This is a genomic window from Stenoxybacter acetivorans DSM 19021 (genome assembly GCF_000745895.1).
GTDB lineage: Bacteria > Pseudomonadota > Gammaproteobacteria > Burkholderiales > Neisseriaceae > Stenoxybacter > Stenoxybacter acetivorans.
Genome location: NZ_JQKE01000021.1, coordinates 28,042 through 42,999, shown reverse-complemented (window position 1 = coordinate 42,999; position 14,958 = coordinate 28,042). Strand labels below are relative to the sequence as shown.

17 protein-coding genes are annotated in these 14,958 nt (G+C 46.3%); 11 read left to right on the top strand and 6 right to left on the bottom strand.

Features of this window, described 5'->3' with window-relative positions:
• The coding region (locus tag Q384_RS03910; RefSeq protein WP_037586081.1) for a transposase at positions 1-274 on the top strand (274 nt) is incomplete at its 5' end.
• Positions 275-277: 3 nt separating this feature from the next.
• On the opposite strand, the gene Q384_RS03905 is transcribed toward Q384_RS03910, so the two are convergent.
• The 3 genes from Q384_RS03905 to fur form a co-directional block, all read right to left on the bottom strand.
• Positions 278-604, bottom strand: coding sequence for a hypothetical protein (locus tag Q384_RS03905; RefSeq protein WP_051940417.1), 327 nt, complete (start codon positions 602-604; stop codon positions 278-280).
• Between the two features lie 110 nt (positions 605-714).
• Positions 715-3,153, bottom strand: coding sequence for an acyl-CoA dehydrogenase (locus tag Q384_RS03900; RefSeq protein WP_037586080.1), 2,439 nt, complete (start codon positions 3,151-3,153; stop codon positions 715-717).
• A gap of 210 nt (positions 3,154-3,363) precedes the next feature.
• Positions 3,364-3,801 (bottom strand): ferric iron uptake transcriptional regulator, encoded by a 438-nt coding sequence (gene fur, locus Q384_RS03895; RefSeq protein ID WP_037586079.1) that lies wholly within the window; start codon positions 3,799-3,801, stop codon positions 3,364-3,366.
• Between the two features lie 116 nt (positions 3,802-3,917).
• Between fur and Q384_RS03890 the strand changes: the two genes are divergently transcribed.
• The 5 genes from Q384_RS03890 (at position 3,918) to Q384_RS03870 (ending at position 7,129) form a co-directional block, all read left to right on the top strand.
• Positions 3,918-4,289, top strand: coding sequence for an outer membrane protein assembly factor BamE (locus tag Q384_RS03890; protein ID WP_037586077.1), 372 nt, complete (start codon positions 3,918-3,920; stop codon positions 4,287-4,289).
• 52 nt (positions 4,290-4,341) lie between these two features.
• On the top strand, positions 4,342-5,154 hold the full coding sequence (gene dapB, locus Q384_RS03885; protein WP_037586075.1) for a 4-hydroxy-tetrahydrodipicolinate reductase: 813 nt from the start codon (positions 4,342-4,344) through the stop codon (positions 5,152-5,154).
• 45 nt (positions 5,155-5,199) lie between these two features.
• A complete protein-coding gene (locus tag Q384_RS03880) occupies positions 5,200-5,709 on the top strand; it encodes an RDD family protein (RefSeq protein WP_037586074.1) in 510 nt (169 codons plus the stop codon).
• A 124-nt stretch (positions 5,710-5,833) separates the two neighbouring features.
• Positions 5,834-6,052: a 50S ribosomal protein L31 gene (gene rpmE / locus Q384_RS03875; protein ID WP_037586073.1), complete on the top strand. Its 219-nt coding sequence runs from the start codon at positions 5,834-5,836 to the stop codon at positions 6,050-6,052.
• Between the two features lie 102 nt (positions 6,053-6,154).
• Entirely contained in the window at positions 6,155-7,129 is a 975-nt protein-coding gene (locus Q384_RS03870; RefSeq protein WP_211251078.1) for a TerC family protein, read from the top strand.
• 120 nt (positions 7,130-7,249) lie between these two features.
• On the opposite strand, the gene Q384_RS03865 is transcribed toward Q384_RS03870, so the two are convergent.
• Genes Q384_RS03865 through Q384_RS13205 form a run of 3 tightly spaced genes read right to left on the bottom strand, consistent with a single transcriptional unit; the run spans position 7,250 to position 10,281 of the window.
• Positions 7,250-8,704, bottom strand: a complete 1,455-nt coding sequence (locus Q384_RS03865; RefSeq protein ID WP_037586071.1) for a TrkH family potassium uptake protein — start codon at positions 8,702-8,704, stop codon at positions 7,250-7,252.
• A 28-nt stretch (positions 8,705-8,732) separates the two neighbouring features.
• Positions 8,733-10,130, bottom strand: a complete 1,398-nt coding sequence (trkA, locus tag Q384_RS03860; RefSeq protein ID WP_037586070.1) for a Trk system potassium transporter TrkA — start codon at positions 10,128-10,130, stop codon at positions 8,733-8,735.
• Position 10,131: 1 nt separating this feature from the next.
• Entirely contained in the window at positions 10,132-10,281 is a 150-nt protein-coding gene (locus tag Q384_RS13205) for a hypothetical protein (RefSeq protein ID WP_156956441.1), read from the bottom strand.
• Positions 10,282-10,371: 90 nt separating this feature from the next.
• Here Q384_RS13205 and Q384_RS03855 point away from each other — a divergent pair, with 90 nt between their 5' ends.
• The 5 genes from Q384_RS03855 to Q384_RS12590 all read left to right on the top strand — a co-directional run bounded on the left by Q384_RS03855 (position 10,372) and on the right by Q384_RS12590 (position 14,821).
• Positions 10,372-10,887 carry a thermonuclease family protein gene (locus tag Q384_RS03855; RefSeq protein WP_051940413.1) on the top strand — a complete coding sequence of 172 codons (516 nt, stop codon included), beginning with the start codon at positions 10,372-10,374 and terminating at the stop codon, positions 10,885-10,887.
• Between the two features lie 18 nt (positions 10,888-10,905).
• Positions 10,906-11,547, top strand: a complete 642-nt coding sequence (gene nth, locus Q384_RS03850) for an endonuclease III (RefSeq protein ID WP_037586069.1) — start codon at positions 10,906-10,908, stop codon at positions 11,545-11,547.
• Between the two features lie 126 nt (positions 11,548-11,673).
• Complete coding sequence (locus tag Q384_RS03845; protein ID WP_084224382.1) at positions 11,674-13,152, top strand: DegQ family serine endoprotease; 1,479 nt, start codon at positions 11,674-11,676, stop codon at positions 13,150-13,152.
• A 77-nt stretch (positions 13,153-13,229) separates the two neighbouring features.
• Positions 13,230-14,642: a 3-isopropylmalate dehydratase large subunit gene (gene leuC / locus Q384_RS03840; protein ID WP_037586068.1), complete on the top strand. Its 1,413-nt coding sequence runs from the start codon at positions 13,230-13,232 to the stop codon at positions 14,640-14,642.
• Between the two features lie 35 nt (positions 14,643-14,677).
• Entirely contained in the window at positions 14,678-14,821 is a 144-nt protein-coding gene (locus Q384_RS12590; protein WP_051940411.1) for an entericidin A/B family lipoprotein, read from the top strand.
• Positions 14,822-14,958: the final 137 nt, after the last annotated feature.

Sequence of the window (14,958 nt, the reverse complement as noted above, 5' to 3'; positions counted from 1 at the left end):
ATGGCCGCTTTTGTCGGCGTATTTCCGTTATCCTGAAGCGATACGCAAACCGATTTACACCACCAATGCGGTGGAAGCGGTACACCGTCAATTCCGCAAGCTGACCAAAACCAAAGGTGCGTTTCCCAATGAGGACAGTCTGCTGAAGCTTTTGTATGTCGGCATCAATAAGGCATCAGAAAAATGGACGATGCCCATACAGAATTGGGGGCAGGCGGTCAGCCAATTTTCCATTTATTTCGAAGGAAGACTCGATGATATAATCAAACTGTAGGATTTAACACTGACACAGAATTTTGAACGCCCTCGAAATAGAGTTCGCCTCTTTTTTATTGTGCGATTGTGAAGATGTATTTACTGGTTTCAATATTTCTTCCATTGTTTCAATATGAGCACGCATACCAATTTTTTCCAGTGCATTTTGGTAACGCAACCCCTCATCTGCCGATAGATCTTTTTTCAACACAATCGGTTTGCCGGAAAAAATCCGATCAATCCGTTCAGGTGAAATTTTAAATAATTGGGCAGCATGCGCTTTAACTTCTGCTTTCGCTTTTCCTTCAATTATTTCTCCACGAAAAACGATACGAATTTTATGACTCATCGTTTTCTTTCATTAAAATGATACCGTCAGTTTCTTGAAAAATGCTTCAATAAAAAAACAGGAAAACTTCCAACAGCGTTGGAAGTTTTCAGAATAATCAATTAGTTGATTTAGAACACATGGCGGTTAAGTAAGTCAGTATCGTGTTGCTGTAACTGCATATCAAAGTCGTCCACCATAATGCAATCGCGTTTCAATTGGCGTGAGCGAGTAAGCTGTTCAAACTCTTCTTGTGTTATCAATCCTTTATCCAATGCTTCTTGCAATTGAGCGGCAGGTGATGGTGCAGTTAATTCGCCGCTGCGCAGTGCTTTGTGCAGTTTTTTCTCTGTGGGTTCGGCGGCAATAACGGCTTCGTGTGCGGTTTTTAACACGCCCACAGGATCGCTTTCGTCTTTTGGTATAAACATGCCTTGAGTCAGCCGAGCCAAGGTATCATCGCCTTGCATCATCACTTTTGCTGTTTCACTGCCCAATTTGTCGCTTGGCGGGGTGATGTGTAAACCAAGCGGTAAAATGAGTATGCGCAGTTTCCATGCCAAGGGGCGCAAGGGCAGGTTTTTTAATACGCCGTCAATGGCGGTTTGCGCATCGTACAAGGCTTGTTGAGCGGCATAACGCATTAATGGTTCATCGGCTTTGGGGCTACCATCGCGTTCAAAACGTTTCAGTACGGCACTGCAGATGTAGAGTTGTGATAACACATCGCCCAAACGTGCAGATAATTTTTCTTTGAATTTCAGTTTGCCGCCCAAACTCAACATGCACATGTCTGCCAGCAGGGCAAAGTTGGCAGCAAGACGTGTCATTTGTTTGTAATACGGGGCAGTTACACCCCGTGTGGGGGATTTGCTGAAATAGCCGTTGGTTAAGCCCAGCCAAAAACTGCGGTAGCTGTTACAAAACGCAAAGTGAATGTGATCGGTAAGCAATTGATCAAAAGATTTGAAATCGTTGCTTTGCGCCGCTTGCATTTCTTTTAATACAAACGGGTGGCAGCGAATTGCTCCTTGTCCGAAAATCATCAGGCTGCGGGTAAGAATGTTTGCGCCTTCTACGGTAATGGCAATCGGTATGCTTTGGTAGCCGCCCGCCAAATAGTTGCGCGGTCCCAAAACCACGGTGCGTCCGCCGTGTACGTCCATGGCATCGTTGATTACTTTGCGGTAACGTTCGGTGTTGTGGTATTTCAGTATTGCTGAAATCACGCTTGGTCTTTCGCCCAAATCTAAGGCGGTGAGCGCCAAGTCTTGTGCCGCTTCCATTTGATAGGTATATGCACCGATGCGGGCAATGGCTTCATCAACACCCTCAAACCGACCAATAGGCAACCCAAATTGATCTCGGATACGGGCGTACAAAGCAGTGGTATAACTGGCTGTTTTGCCGGCTGCCACAGAATTGGCAGGCAAAGAAATGCAACGGCCAACCGACAGGCATTCAATCAGCATTTGCCAGCCGCGCCCTGCGTATTCCACGCCGCCGATGACATAATCCAGCGGAATAAATACGTCTTTGCCCCAAGTTGGTCCGTTCATAAACACGCAACCGCCAGGGTAATGCCGCCGCCCAATGTTCACACCCGCTACTTGTGTTGGCACCAAGGCGCAGGTGATGCCAATGTCTTTCTTATCGCCCAATAAACCATCGGGATCGTACATTTTGAATGCCAGCCCCAATACGGTGGCAATCGGAGCTAAGGTAATCCAGCGTTTTTCCCATGACACGCGAATACCGAGAATATCTTTGCGCTCTTCACCGCTGATGGGGTCGGTAAAATCACCTTTGCACACCACGCCGAAATCGGGAATATTGTTGGCATCAGAGCCGGCATAAGGGCTGGTTAAGGCAAAGCAGGGAATATCAATGCCTTTCGCCAAGCGCGGTAAATAATAGTCTTTTTGGGCGTCTGTACCGTAGTGTTGTAATAACTCACCCGGTCCCAAAGAATTCGGCACCATCACCGTTACTGCGGCGGTAGCGGAACGCGTGGCAACTTTAGTAACCACTTTGGCATGGGCATAATTGGAAAATTCTAAGCCGCCATATTTCTTTTTAATAATCATGCCCAAAAAGCCATTGTTTCTGATGAATTGCCACACTTCAGGCGGTAAATCACGGCGAGTATGGGTAATGTCCCAGTCATTGAGCATTTGGCACAGAACTTCTGTCGGACCATCCAGAAATGCTTGCTCTTCTTCACTTAATACGGGGTTGGGGTAGGCGCGTAATTGATTGAAGTCTGGGCTACCTGAAAACAATTCACCGTCCCACCAAACCGTGCCGGCATTGATGGCTTCTTGCTCGGTTTCTGACATGGCGGGTGTTACTTTTTTGAACAGAGCAAAAATCGGTTCGGTGATGAAACGGCGCACCGTCGGGTAACAACACAATACGGCGATGACTGCCACCAATACTGCACCCACAAACCAAAGGCTACCGCCGCCCAAAGCCAAACCAACAATGGCGGCAACTGCCATAGTCCAGCCGCCGGCCCGCCAATAAGCAGCGACACCCAGCAGTACCAACATTAAAATAATACTCCACATTGTTATTTCCTCTTTTGCAGAATTTAAAAGTTTGCGGTTATGCCGCCGCATCTATCAGCACAAGATACTGAAAAATTCATACTGCGCGGTGATGACACAAAAATTGACTCACCGATTTTTAGGCTACCGCCCTGAAGGGTTATTTATAATCGGCTAATAAGTAATATGAAAGCATTGATCGGTAATACTGTTTCAGGCAGCCTGAAAACGTTAAAATTTATTATATTTTCCTTGCTGCTGACAATCAGTACATACGCCATACATATAAAGCGCGTGGTCCACAATTCGATAACCGTTGTCTTTGGCAATTTTTTTCTGCAGGACTTCGATTTCGTTATTGCAAAATTCAGTGATTTTGCCACATTTAATACACACAATATGGTCGTGATGCCCGCCGCGGTTTAATTCGTAGATGGCTTTGCCGGTTTCAAAGTGGTGGCGCAGCAAAATACCCGCTTGCTCAAATTGCATTAACACGCGGTAAATGGTAGCTACACCAATTTCAATGCCTTCTTCCAGCAAAACACGGTACACGTCTTCTGCGCTCATGTGTTCATCAGGACGGGTTTCAAACAAATCCAAAATTTTTAATCGCGGTCCGGTGATTTTCAAGCCGCTGTCTTTTAATTGGGTAATGTTTTCATTCATGGACAATCGTCCCATATTGGTCAATAGCCGTTATAATACGCACATTTTTGGGTGATTGCACTTCATTCTTGTCTGGCAAGGTGCGGTTGCCGCTTTCTTCTGAATTGAGGTTTTCCGTGAACAAAAGTCTTTGCTTATCGGTCGTATTGGCTCTGGGTTTGAGTGCGTGTTCCGCCGATCGGGTGTCGAATTTTCCTTCCTACAAACTGCAAGTAATACAAGGTAATGAGTTGGATGCCGATGCGCTGCGCCAACTCAAAATCGGTATGACTCGCCAGCAAGTGCAAATATTGCTGGGTACACCGCTATTGCGAGACCCACTTCACCGCAATCGCTGGGATTATGTGTTTACCGTTTCACGAAACGGTGTGGTTGAAGAAGAGCGTTCACTCACCTTATTTTTCAATGAAGAAGATGTATTAACTGAATTCAGCGGTGATGCAATGCCTAAAATTGCTCCCGCAGCCGATACGGGCAAATCGTTGTAATGATAATTTTGTTATTCAATCAGATAAAAATGAAAGAAAGTACTGAACCGCCATGTCTGAACCTGTATTAAAAATTGCTGTTGCCGGTGTCAATGGACGTATGGGACGTGCTTTGGTGGAAGCCATTGCCCGCCGAACCGATTGTGTTTTGAGCGGTGCATTGGAGCATGATCAATCGCCCGCGCTTGGCATGGATGCTGGTTTTGCTGTCGGCTTGCAAACCAATGTTGTTGTCAGCAGTGATGTTGACGCAGTGGTACGCAACTGTGATGTATTGATTGATTTTTCACGCACCGACAGTACCTTGGCTCATTTGTCAGTTTGCGAACAATATGCAGTGAATATGGTGATTGGCACCACCGGTTTTGATGACGCAGGCAAGGCACGGATTGCCGCTTCTGCTCAAAAAATCGGCGTGGTATCCGCGCCCAATTTCAGCGTGGGCGTGAATCTGACTTTTGCCTTGCTGCAAACCGCTGCCAAAGTTTTAAATGAGGGATACGACATCGAAATCATTGAAGCACACCATCGGCACAAAGTTGATGCGCCATCCGGCACTGCTTTGCGCATGGGTGAAGTGATTGCCGATACACTCGGACGTGATTTGAAACAATGTGCGGTTTACGGGCGGGAAGGACAAACCGGTGCGCGTGATCCGAAAACCATTGGCTTTGCTACTGTGCGCGGCGGCGATATTGTGGGCGATCATACGGCACTTTTTGCCGCTGATGGTGAGCGTGTGGAAATTACCCACAAAGCCTCCAGCCGTGCTACTTTTGCCAACGGTGCTGTCCGTGCGGCTGTGTGGTTGAGGCAATGCCGTCAAGGTTTATTTGATATGCAAGATGTTTTGGGTTTGAAATAACCAATTGTTTTAATATCGATTTTTAAAATAAACAGAAGAAATAATATGTTGTATTCTGCGCCTGCTTCACTGAAACGCCGTTTTGCTGCACTGTGCTACGAAGGTTTGCTGCTGGCGGCAGTAAGTGCGGCAGCGGCGGTGTTCAGCGGTGTATTGGTTACATTTTTGCCCGATGTTCCCGTGTTGGCTAAATTGGCGGTGAGCGTGTCTTTTCTGGCCGCTTGGTGGTGGTATTGCCAAACCAATTGGCGGCGCGGGCAAACTTTACCAATGAAAGTATGGCGTATTCATTTGCAAAATACGGCAGGGCAACCGCCAAACAGATTGCAGCTGCGTATGCGTTTTATTTGGGCGTGTTTGTTTTTGGTGCTGATACCATTATTGGCTTATTGGGCATTACGCCATGCGGATATTGCCGCCAAACAGGCAGTATTTGCGGCATTACTGTGGTGGATTTTGCCTTGGGGCTTTGCTTTTTTTAATCTGCAACGTCAATTTTTGTATGATTATTTGGCAGGAACAGTGTTAATGAGTGATGTTGCGAAAGCAGAATGAGACCATCTGCTGCCAACTTGATTGGCAAAGAATATTTGTGTATAATCCAACGTTTGGCTATTCGCCATGATTGCTAATGAAGCGCAGGCAAAACCCCTGTGCCCGCTGACCGAAAGGATTTTTGATGAAAACCGATATTCACCCCGATTACCACGATGTAACCATTGCCTGCTCTTGCGGCAATACATTCACTACCCGTTCAGCAATGGGAAAAGACCACTTCAATATTGAGGTTTGCTCTGAATGCCATCCTTTCTATACCGGCAAACAGAAAATTGTTGACTCAACCGGACGAGTGGATAAATTCAACCAGAAATTCGGCAATATGTTCAAACGGGGGTAATCGTTTGTTGCCTGAAAAAGACTGCTGTTACAGCAGTCTTTTTTTACAGTGGCTCAGAATGAAAATTTTATTTTATTCAATTGATTAACGAAAGACAACACCATGCAACACCACGTACACACTGTGGGTACTCCGATGTTTTATGCGGTATTTTTTGCCGTTATTTTGGTGATGATTGCCATTGATATGCTGGCATTAAAAAAAGAAGGTGTACATAAAGTCAGCACTAAAGAGGCTTTGATATGGAGTGTGACTTGGGTAACGGTATCTATGGCGTTTGCATTGTGGCTGTATTTCAGGTTCGCAGATAACCCCGCCATTGGTTCAGAATCGGCGCGAGATCATGTTTTGCTGTTTATCACGGCGTATGTGCTGGAAAAATCATTGGCGGTGGACAATATTTTTGTGTTTGTGATGATTTTCAGCTATTTCAAAATTCCTGCCGCGTATCAGCATCGCGTATTGCTGTATGGCGTGTTTGGTGCGATTATTTTACGTACCATTTTAGTGGGTTTCGGTGCGGTATTGGTGGGTGAATTTAAATGGATACTGTATTTTTTCGGTGCATTTTTGATATACAGCGGCTTGAAAATGATGGTGCCGTCAAAAGAAGAAGATCCGGATTTTGAACACAATCGCCTTATTCAATGGCTGACTCGCCACATGCGCATCAGTAAAAATTTAGACCGAGAAAAATTCTTTACCATTGAAAACGGCAAACGGCTTGCCACACCATTGTTATTGGTGTTGATTATGGTGGAGCTAAGCGATGTGATTTTTGCCGTGGACAGCATTCCTGCCGTTTTTGCGGTAACCACCGATCCGTTTATTGCGCTGACTTCTAATTTATTTGCCGTGTTGGGCTTGCGTGCCATGTATTTCTTGCTTGCCAATGTGGTGGAACGATTTGCTTATCTGCAATACGGCTTGGCGTTTGTGCTGACTTTTATTGGTGTCAAAATGCTGATTTCGCATTGGTTTCATATTCCGGTAACCATTTCTTTGGCGGTTATTTTTACGGCATTGATTTTGTCGGTGGCGGCATCATGGGTGTTTCACAAACCCGATGAAGCATAAAGCGATAAATGGATTAAATTGATTTAACCCATTTATTAAAACTATTTAGGCAATTGTTATCGGTTTGTTTTGGGCTGCCTGAAAGACATTAACACGATTAATGGCTTTTTCAGGCAGCCTTTATTTGCGCCAATATGCGGGTGTAAACAAGATAAATACGGTGAAAATTTCCAACCGTCCGAGCAGCATCACGGCGGTGCACAACCATTTTTGCAGGTCAGACAATAAAGCATAGTTGCCGGCAGGACCGACTGCGCCCAAACCCGGCCCGGCGTTGGTGATGCAGGCGATGACTGCGGTCATCGAAGAAATAAAATCCAAGCCGCTTATCATCAGCAAAAAGGTGAACATTACTACAGTCATAAAGTACACAAAAATAAATGCCAATACCGTCAATGCAATGCGGTCGGAAATATTTTTACCGTTGATTTTAACGGTGCGCACAGCGTTGGGGTGCATCATAATCATCATTTCGCGCAGACTGAATTTAAACAGCACAATGGCGCGTATGGTTTTGATACCGCCGCCGGCAGAACCGGCATTGGCGAGGATGTTTGCCAAAAAATACATCCATAACGAAGCAACCAGCGGCCACAGGGCAAAATCCACACTGGCATAGCCATTTGCCAATGCAATGGAGATAACATTAAAACCCACGTGGCGAAATGATTCACCTAAGCTGTAAAAATCCTTAAACCACAAATACAAAGCAATCACCACAATGCTGGCTGAAAGCAAGGTTAAAGTGGTGCGTACTTCTTCATCTTGCCAGTAGTGGCGCAGGGTTTTGTGACGGAAAGCATAAAAGTGGTTGGTAAAGTTAATGGCACCGATGATGGATGCAATTGACAAAACAATTTCGATGGCAATGGAATTAAAGTGCGCAATGCTGTTGTCGTAAGTGGAAAAACCGCCCAGAGAAAACGCCGACATGGCATGGCAAATGGCATCAAACCAGCCCATACCCGCCAAACGCAAGGCAATAAAGGTGATTAAGGTGAAAAATACATAGATAATCCACAGATTTTTGGCCGTTTGTGAAATACGCGGTGCCATTTTACTGTCTTTGTTAATGCCGGGAATTTCTGCTTTGAACAGCTGTGTACCGCCTACGCCCAGCATCGGCAAAATGGCGACTGCCAATACAATAATGCCCATGCCGCCCAGCCAATTGAGCATGTGCCGCCAAAAATTCAAAGAGGGCGCAAGGTGGTTTAAATCAGTAAAAATGGTGGCACCGGTGGTGGTTAAACCGGAAATGGCTTCAAAAAACGCATCGGTAAAACTTAAATTCGGCAAAAATAAATAAAAGGGCAAAGACGCCAATACTGAAAAACCAATCCACATTAAAAACACCAATGTAAAACCATCACGGGTACGCATTTCTCGGCGGTGGCGTATGGTTAATAACCAAGCGGCAAAAGACAGCAATAAGGTAATCAATGCCGCGCTGCCGAAAGCCGAAAAAACACCGTCGTGATACCGCAGCGACACCAATGCCGGAATCAATAATATCGGGCAAAACAAAAAGCCGATTTTGGCAATAACGTGAATAATGGGCGCAATTTTGTACATATTTTAAGCCTTGATAATTCAATCGAATCTAACCAAAAAAGCCGATTTTTACTTGAATCAATTTTTCCAACTCGTGAATGGCATGGCGGCGGGACATAAAGAAAATTAAATGATCGCCGTCTGCCAGTATTGTGTTTTTGTGTCCCATAAATACTTCGTTGCCGCGCACGACCGCGCCCACGTAACAACCTTCAGGCAGCACCAGCTCTTCTACGGCGCGTCCAATTAAACGGGACGTGTGTTTGTCGCCGTGTATCACCACTTCCACGGCTTCCGCCTCACCACGCCGCAAAGGGTGAACCACCACAATATCGCCTTGGCGCACATGCGTGAGAATTGATCCTATGGTGATTAAATGCGGTGAAATCACAATATCAATGGTGTTGCCTTCCAGTAAATCCACATAACTGGAGCGGTTGATTAATGACATTACTCTTTTTGCACCGCGATTTTTTGCCAACATGCCCGACATGATGTTGTTTTCATCATCGTTCGTGAGGGCGCAAAAGACATCAATTTCATCAATATATTCATTTTCCAGCAGAGATTCGTCGGTGGCACTGCCTTGCAGCACCAAAGTGCTGTTTAAGTTTTCAGCCAGCCATTCAGCCCGTTTGGGATTTAATTCGATGATTTTGATGTCAAAATCATTTTCTATTTGTTTGGACAGTCTGAAACCGATATTGCCGCCGCCGGCAATCATGACTCGGCGGGTGCGCTGACCGTCGGGACGCAGTTCACGCATCACTTCCGATACACGGTCAGTGGCGGCGAGGAAAAAGACTTCATCGCCTTCAATCAATACGGTTTGAGCTGAAGGAATAATCAATCGATTGTTGCGGTACACCGCGCAAATTTGACAATCCACGCCAACGGGTAAGTGTGCAGGAATATCCGACAGGGGCTTGCCCACCAACAAGCCGCCTTTTGTTGCCCGCATCACAACCATGCGTACCTTATCATCGGCAAAACGCAATACTTGCAAAGAACCCGTGTGTTTTAACAAACCAACCAATTGTTCGGTTACCAATTGTTCCGGATTGATGGATTCGGTTATATCAAACAAACTCAAACTTGTGGGGTGGTCTTCAAGTCCGGTTTTGTATTCCAAATATTCACTGCGGCGGATGCGTGCCACACAACCGGGAACGTTAAACAAAGTGGCGGCAATTTTACAGGCAACCAAGTTGGTTTCATCGCTGCGTGTCAGTGCCAACAGTAAATCGGCGTCATTGGCACCGGCAGATGCCAAAATAACGGGCGAAGCGGCATTGCCCAAAATGGTTTGCACATCAAGTTTGTTGCTTAGGTTTTTCAGTGTATTTTCATCAACATCAATAATGGTAACGTCATTGTTGGGAATAACCGCCAAATTTTGTGCTACAGTAGAACCGACTTGTCCGCAGCCAAGAATCACGATTTTCATGTTATTCAGGTAGCCTGTTGGTAGAGGGGCGGTTATTGTAACGGCTATTATCGGATTGAAACAGGCAAGACTTGATTTCTTCAGGATTGGGCATCATGTTGTCTGCCGCCGCTGCGGTACAATTGCCGCATACCTTGTTAATTGAAGCCATCAGCCGCCATAAGAAAAAAAGGTTTGCCGTTTGAACGTTTTGTCTTTATTCAGATTCAGAAAATACCATTGCCTTTTTTGTATTGCCGTCATGCTGTGCAGTGCGTTGCTTTCTGCGCAAACAAAGTGGGATACCGTTAAAACCGCCGCGCAAAACGTTGTAACCGCTTTGCGTATTGATTACAGCGGCAAAGTATTGTCGGTACACGACGGCGATACCTTGCGGGTGCGTGATGACAAGGGCTACACGCACAAAATTCGCTTGGCGTATATTGATGCGCCCGAATTACAGCAAGCAGGCGGTTTTGCCGCACGTGATGCTTTGCGCGGCAAAGTTCAAGGAAAACGTGTTGATGTGGTGTATTTTGGCAAAGATCAATATCAACGGGAAATCGCTAAAATTGTGTTAAATAAAGAAGACATTAATGCGTGGCTGATTGAAAACGGCTGGGCTTGGCACTACAAAAGTATTGCCAAACGCGAACAAAATGATTGGGACTATGCGGTTTATCAACGCATTCAAACACAGGCACAAGCCGCACGAGCGGGCTTGTGGCAATCAAACCAAGCCGTGCCGCCGTGGCAATTTCGGCATCGGCAACCGTAAAGTTGCAGGACAAGAGGCATGAATCAGCAAAAACGTGAACAAATTTTCGCCCGTTTTCAGGCAGCCGATCCACACCCGACTACTGAGCTGGTGTACCGCAATCCGTTTGAACTGCTGATTGCCGTATTGCTGTCGGCACAAGCAACTGATGTGTCGGTAAACAAAGCCACTGCGCCTTTGTTTGCTGTTGCCGATAGTCCGCAGGCGATGCTGGATTTGGGTGAGGATAAGTTAAAAAATTACATTAAAACCATTGGTTTATACCAAACCAAGGCGCGTCATGTCATACAAACATGCCGTATTTTGGTGGAAAAACACCACGGTGAAGTGCCTCGCTGCCGTGAAGACTTGGAAGCCTTGCCCGGTGTGGGGCGGAAAACCGCCAATGTGGTTTTGAATACGGCTTTCGGTGAACCGACCATGGCGGTGGATACCCATATTTTCCGTTTGGCCAACCGAACGCGTTTGGCTCCCGGTAAAACCGTGCGTGAAGTGGAAGATAAATTATTAAAAGTTATTCCCAAACCCTATTTATTGAATGCGCATCATTGGCTGATTTTGCACGGGCGTTATGTGTGTAAAGCCCGCAAGCCATTGTGTGAACAGTGTTTGATAGATGATTTGTGTGAATATGCCGCTAAAACCGTAGAGGCTGCCTGAAAGATTAAGCCGTTGTATCAAAAAAATCTTTTCGATACAATGACGCGTTGCTGATGCTTGCCGTTATTGCTTTTATCGGGCAGCAAAACACACATGATGGTACGCAATTTACCGAGGATTAACAATATGATAAATAATAAAAAAATAGCTTTAATTGCCATTTTTGCTCTGCTGGGTTTGGGTGCTTGCGACAAAATAAATCAGCCGAATAACAAAGAATCACCGGCTGCTTCAGACGCAGGTTTTGTGCAAACCATACCGCCCGGTGAGGCAAATGGTAATGCCGTATCTATGCTTTTGCCTGACTTTACCCAGCTGGTGGCGCAAGAAGGTGCGGCTGTGGTGAATATTCAAGCCTCACGTAGCACCGCCGCCGGCAATGTTCAGAGCGGCGATCAAAACCGGTATCCGGAAAACGATCCGTTTTATGAATTTTTCAAGCGGTTATTACCGAATATGCCGCCTGTGCCGCAGGAATCAGACGAAGGCTACAGCTTTGGTTCGGGTTTTATCATCAGCAACGATGGTTATATTCTCACCAATGCACACGTATTAAACGGCATGAGCAGCATTAAAGTTTTGCTCAACGACAAGCGTGAATTTGCCGCCAAATTGATTGGCATGGACACGCAATCCGATGTCGCATTGATTAAAATTGATGCTGATAATTTACCGGCAGTGCATATCGGCAACCCCAAAGACTTGAAAGTGGGTGAATGGGTTGCGGCGATTGGTGCGCCGTTTGGTTTTGATAACAGCGTTACTGCCGGTATTGTGTCGGCAAAAGGACGCAGTTTGCCCGATGAGAACTACACGCCGTTTATTCAAACCGATGTGGCGATTAACCCCGGAAATTCCGGCGGTCCTTTATTTAACCTTAAAGGACAGGTGGTGGGCATTAATTCGCAAATTTACAGCCGCAGCGGCGGATTTATGGGCATTTCTTTTGCGATTCCGATTGATGTGGCGATGAATGTGGCAAATCAATTAAAAACCACCGGCAAAGTGGAGCGCGGCCGCTTGGGTGTGATTATTCAGGAAGTGTCTTATGATTTGGCAAAATCATTTGGTTTGGCACGTGCCAGCGGTGCATTGATTTCACAGGTATTACCGGGCAGCCCCGCCGCCAAAGCCGGTTTGCAAGTGGGTGATATTGTGCAAAGCGTGAACGGTGAAGAAGTGAAAAATTCCAGTGATTTGCCGGTGATGGTGGGTATTTTGCCGCCCGGTAAAGAAGTTACTCTTTCCGTATGGCGCAGCGGCAAAAGTGAAAATATCAAAGTGGTTTTGGACGGCATGAATTTAAGCGTTGCCGATGACGTGCCGCAGCAAGCAGGTGCACTGGCGCAAACGCAGCCCGGTTTTACTATCGAACCCTTGGGTTTGAGCTTGCAAGCTGTTCACGGCGGCTTGTATATTGTACAAAGCACGGGTATTGCCGCCAAAGCGGGTTTGCGCCGCGGCGATGTGATTGTGCGTGTGGGGCAAATATTGGTCAGCAATGAAGATGAAATAAAAAAAGCGGTTCAAGATGCCGGTAACAATATTCCGTTATTGGTTAAACGCGGTGGCAATACCTTATTTTTTGCGTTGAGTTTGCCTTAAATGACAGGCTGCCTGAAAAAGGTTTTATTTGAATTTGCTGTTTTTCAGCACAAATCCCCTTTAATAAAGAATAATCCATGAACGCACAAACCCTTTACGACAAACTTTGGAACAGCCACATCGTCCGCGAAGAAGCCGACGGCACGGTGTTGCTCTATATTGACCGCCATTTGGTGCATGAAGTAACCAGCCCGCAAGCCTTTGAAGGTTTGAAACTGGCAAATCGTGTGTTGTGGCGCAAAGACAGCATCGTCTCTACTGCCGACCACAATACCCCCACAGATCATTGGGAAGCGGGTATTCAAGATCCGATTTCTAAATTACAAGTGGATACCTTAGATCAAAACATTAAAGAATTCGGTGCGCTGGCGTATTTTCCGTTTCAAGACATTGGTCAAGGCATTGTGCATGTGATGGGACCGGAACAAGGCGCAACTTTGCCCGGCATGACCGTGGTCTGCGGCGACTCGCATACGTCAACACACGGCGCGTTTGGTGCGTTGGCGCACGGCATTGGTACCTCTGAAGTAGAGCATGTGATGGCAACACAGTGTATTACTGCCAAAAAATCCAAAACCATGCTGATTGAGGTTTCAGGCAGCCTGAATGCAGGGGTTACTGCCAAAGACATTGCCCTTTATATCATTGGACAAATCGGCACGGCAGGCGGCACGGGTTATGCCATTGAATTCGGCGGAGATACCATACACAGCCTGTCTGTAGAAGGGCGCATGACCTTATGCAATATGGCAATCGAAGCCGGTGCGCGCTCGGGCTTGGTGTCGGTGGACGACATCACCATTGATTATGTAAAAAACCGCCCATTCGCACCCAAAGGCAACGATTGGGATAAAGCGGTTGCTTACTGGAAAACGCTGGTGTCTGATGAGGGCGCGGTGTTTGATAAAGTAATCAAATTCAATGCTACTGATATTCAGCCGCAAGTTACTTGGGGTACGTCGCCGGAAATGGTGATTGCGATTGACGGCAAAGTGCCTAATCCTGCTGATGAAACCGATCTTGTTAAACGAGAAGGCATGGATAGAGCGTTGAAATATATGGGGTTGTCTCCGAATACATTGGTAGCCGACATTGCCGTTGACGTGGTGTTTATCGGTTCATGTACCAACAGCCGCATTGAAGATTTACGCGCCGCCGCCGCCGTTGCTAGGGGGCGTAGGAAAGCCGATAATGTTAGTCGTGTATTGGTTGTGCCCGGTTCCGGTTTGGTGAAACGCCAAGCCGAAGCTGAGGGCTTGGATAAGGTTTTTATTGATGCGGGTTTTGAGTGGCGCGAACCGGGTTGTTCCATGTGTTTGGCAATGAATGCCGATCGCTTGAATCCGCAAGAACGCTGCGCTTCCACTTCTAACCGCAACTTTGAAGGCCGTCAAGGCAACGGCGGGCGTACCCACTTAGTCAGCCCTGCTATGGCAGCCGCTGCCGCCATAGCAGGGCGATTTATTGATGTGCGGCAGATGCCGATGTGATATGTATTGCCTTAATCAACCGTAAGGAGAGAATGATGAAAAAATTATTGTTTGTTTTTGTTGCGAGTGCTGCTTTATTGACTGCATGCAATACTGTTTCCGGTATCGGTCAGGATTTAAAAGCCGGTGGTCAGGCAATGAGTAATACCGCTGAAGAAGTTAAAGCGAAGATGCAATAGAACGTTGCGTTGTTTTTTTAATCACAGCGATTTTGGCTGTTGTTATTTTCAGGCAGCCTTTAAAGCTGAATTTTAAATGCGGTTGTTTCGGGTTCTATAAAATGGCACGGCAGTCTGTCTTACGGTCTAATCACTTT

Bases quoted from the DNA above. Each gene is read 5' to 3' on its own strand.
- Q384_RS03900 (WP_037586080.1), bottom strand. From the start codon at position 3,153: ATGTGGAGTATTATTTTAATGTTGGTACTGCTGGGTGTCGCTGCTTAT.
- rpmE (WP_037586073.1), top strand. From the start codon at position 5,834: ATGAAAACCGATATTCACCCCGATTACCACGATGTAACCATTGCCTGC.
- Q384_RS13205 (WP_156956441.1), bottom strand. From the start codon at position 10,281: ATGGCTTCAATTAACAAGGTATGCGGCAATTGTACCGCAGCGGCGGCA.
- nth (WP_037586069.1), top strand. From the start codon at position 10,906: ATGAATCAGCAAAAACGTGAACAAATTTTCGCCCGTTTTCAGGCAGCC.
- leuC (WP_037586068.1), top strand. From the start codon at position 13,230: ATGAACGCACAAACCCTTTACGACAAACTTTGGAACAGCCACATCGTC.
- Q384_RS03865 (WP_037586071.1), bottom strand. From the start codon at position 8,704: ATGTACAAAATTGCGCCCATTATTCACGTTATTGCCAAAATCGGCTTT.
- Q384_RS12590 (WP_051940411.1), top strand. From the start codon at position 14,678: ATGAAAAAATTATTGTTTGTTTTTGTTGCGAGTGCTGCTTTATTGACT.
- Q384_RS03870 (WP_211251078.1), top strand. From the start codon at position 6,155: ATGCAACACCACGTACACACTGTGGGTACTCCGATGTTTTATGCGGTA.
- trkA (WP_037586070.1), bottom strand. From the start codon at position 10,130: ATGAAAATCGTGATTCTTGGCTGCGGACAAGTCGGTTCTACTGTAGCA.
- Q384_RS03880 (WP_037586074.1), top strand. From the start codon at position 5,200: ATGTTGTATTCTGCGCCTGCTTCACTGAAACGCCGTTTTGCTGCACTG.
- Q384_RS03845 (WP_084224382.1), top strand. From the start codon at position 11,674: ATGATAAATAATAAAAAAATAGCTTTAATTGCCATTTTTGCTCTGCTG.
- fur (WP_037586079.1), bottom strand. From the start codon at position 3,801: ATGAATGAAAACATTACCCAATTAAAAGACAGCGGCTTGAAAATCACC.
- Q384_RS03905 (WP_051940417.1), bottom strand. From the start codon at position 604: ATGAGTCATAAAATTCGTATCGTTTTTCGTGGAGAAATAATTGAAGGA.
- Q384_RS03855 (WP_051940413.1), top strand. From the start codon at position 10,372: ATGCTGTGCAGTGCGTTGCTTTCTGCGCAAACAAAGTGGGATACCGTT.
- dapB (WP_037586075.1), top strand. From the start codon at position 4,342: ATGTCTGAACCTGTATTAAAAATTGCTGTTGCCGGTGTCAATGGACGT.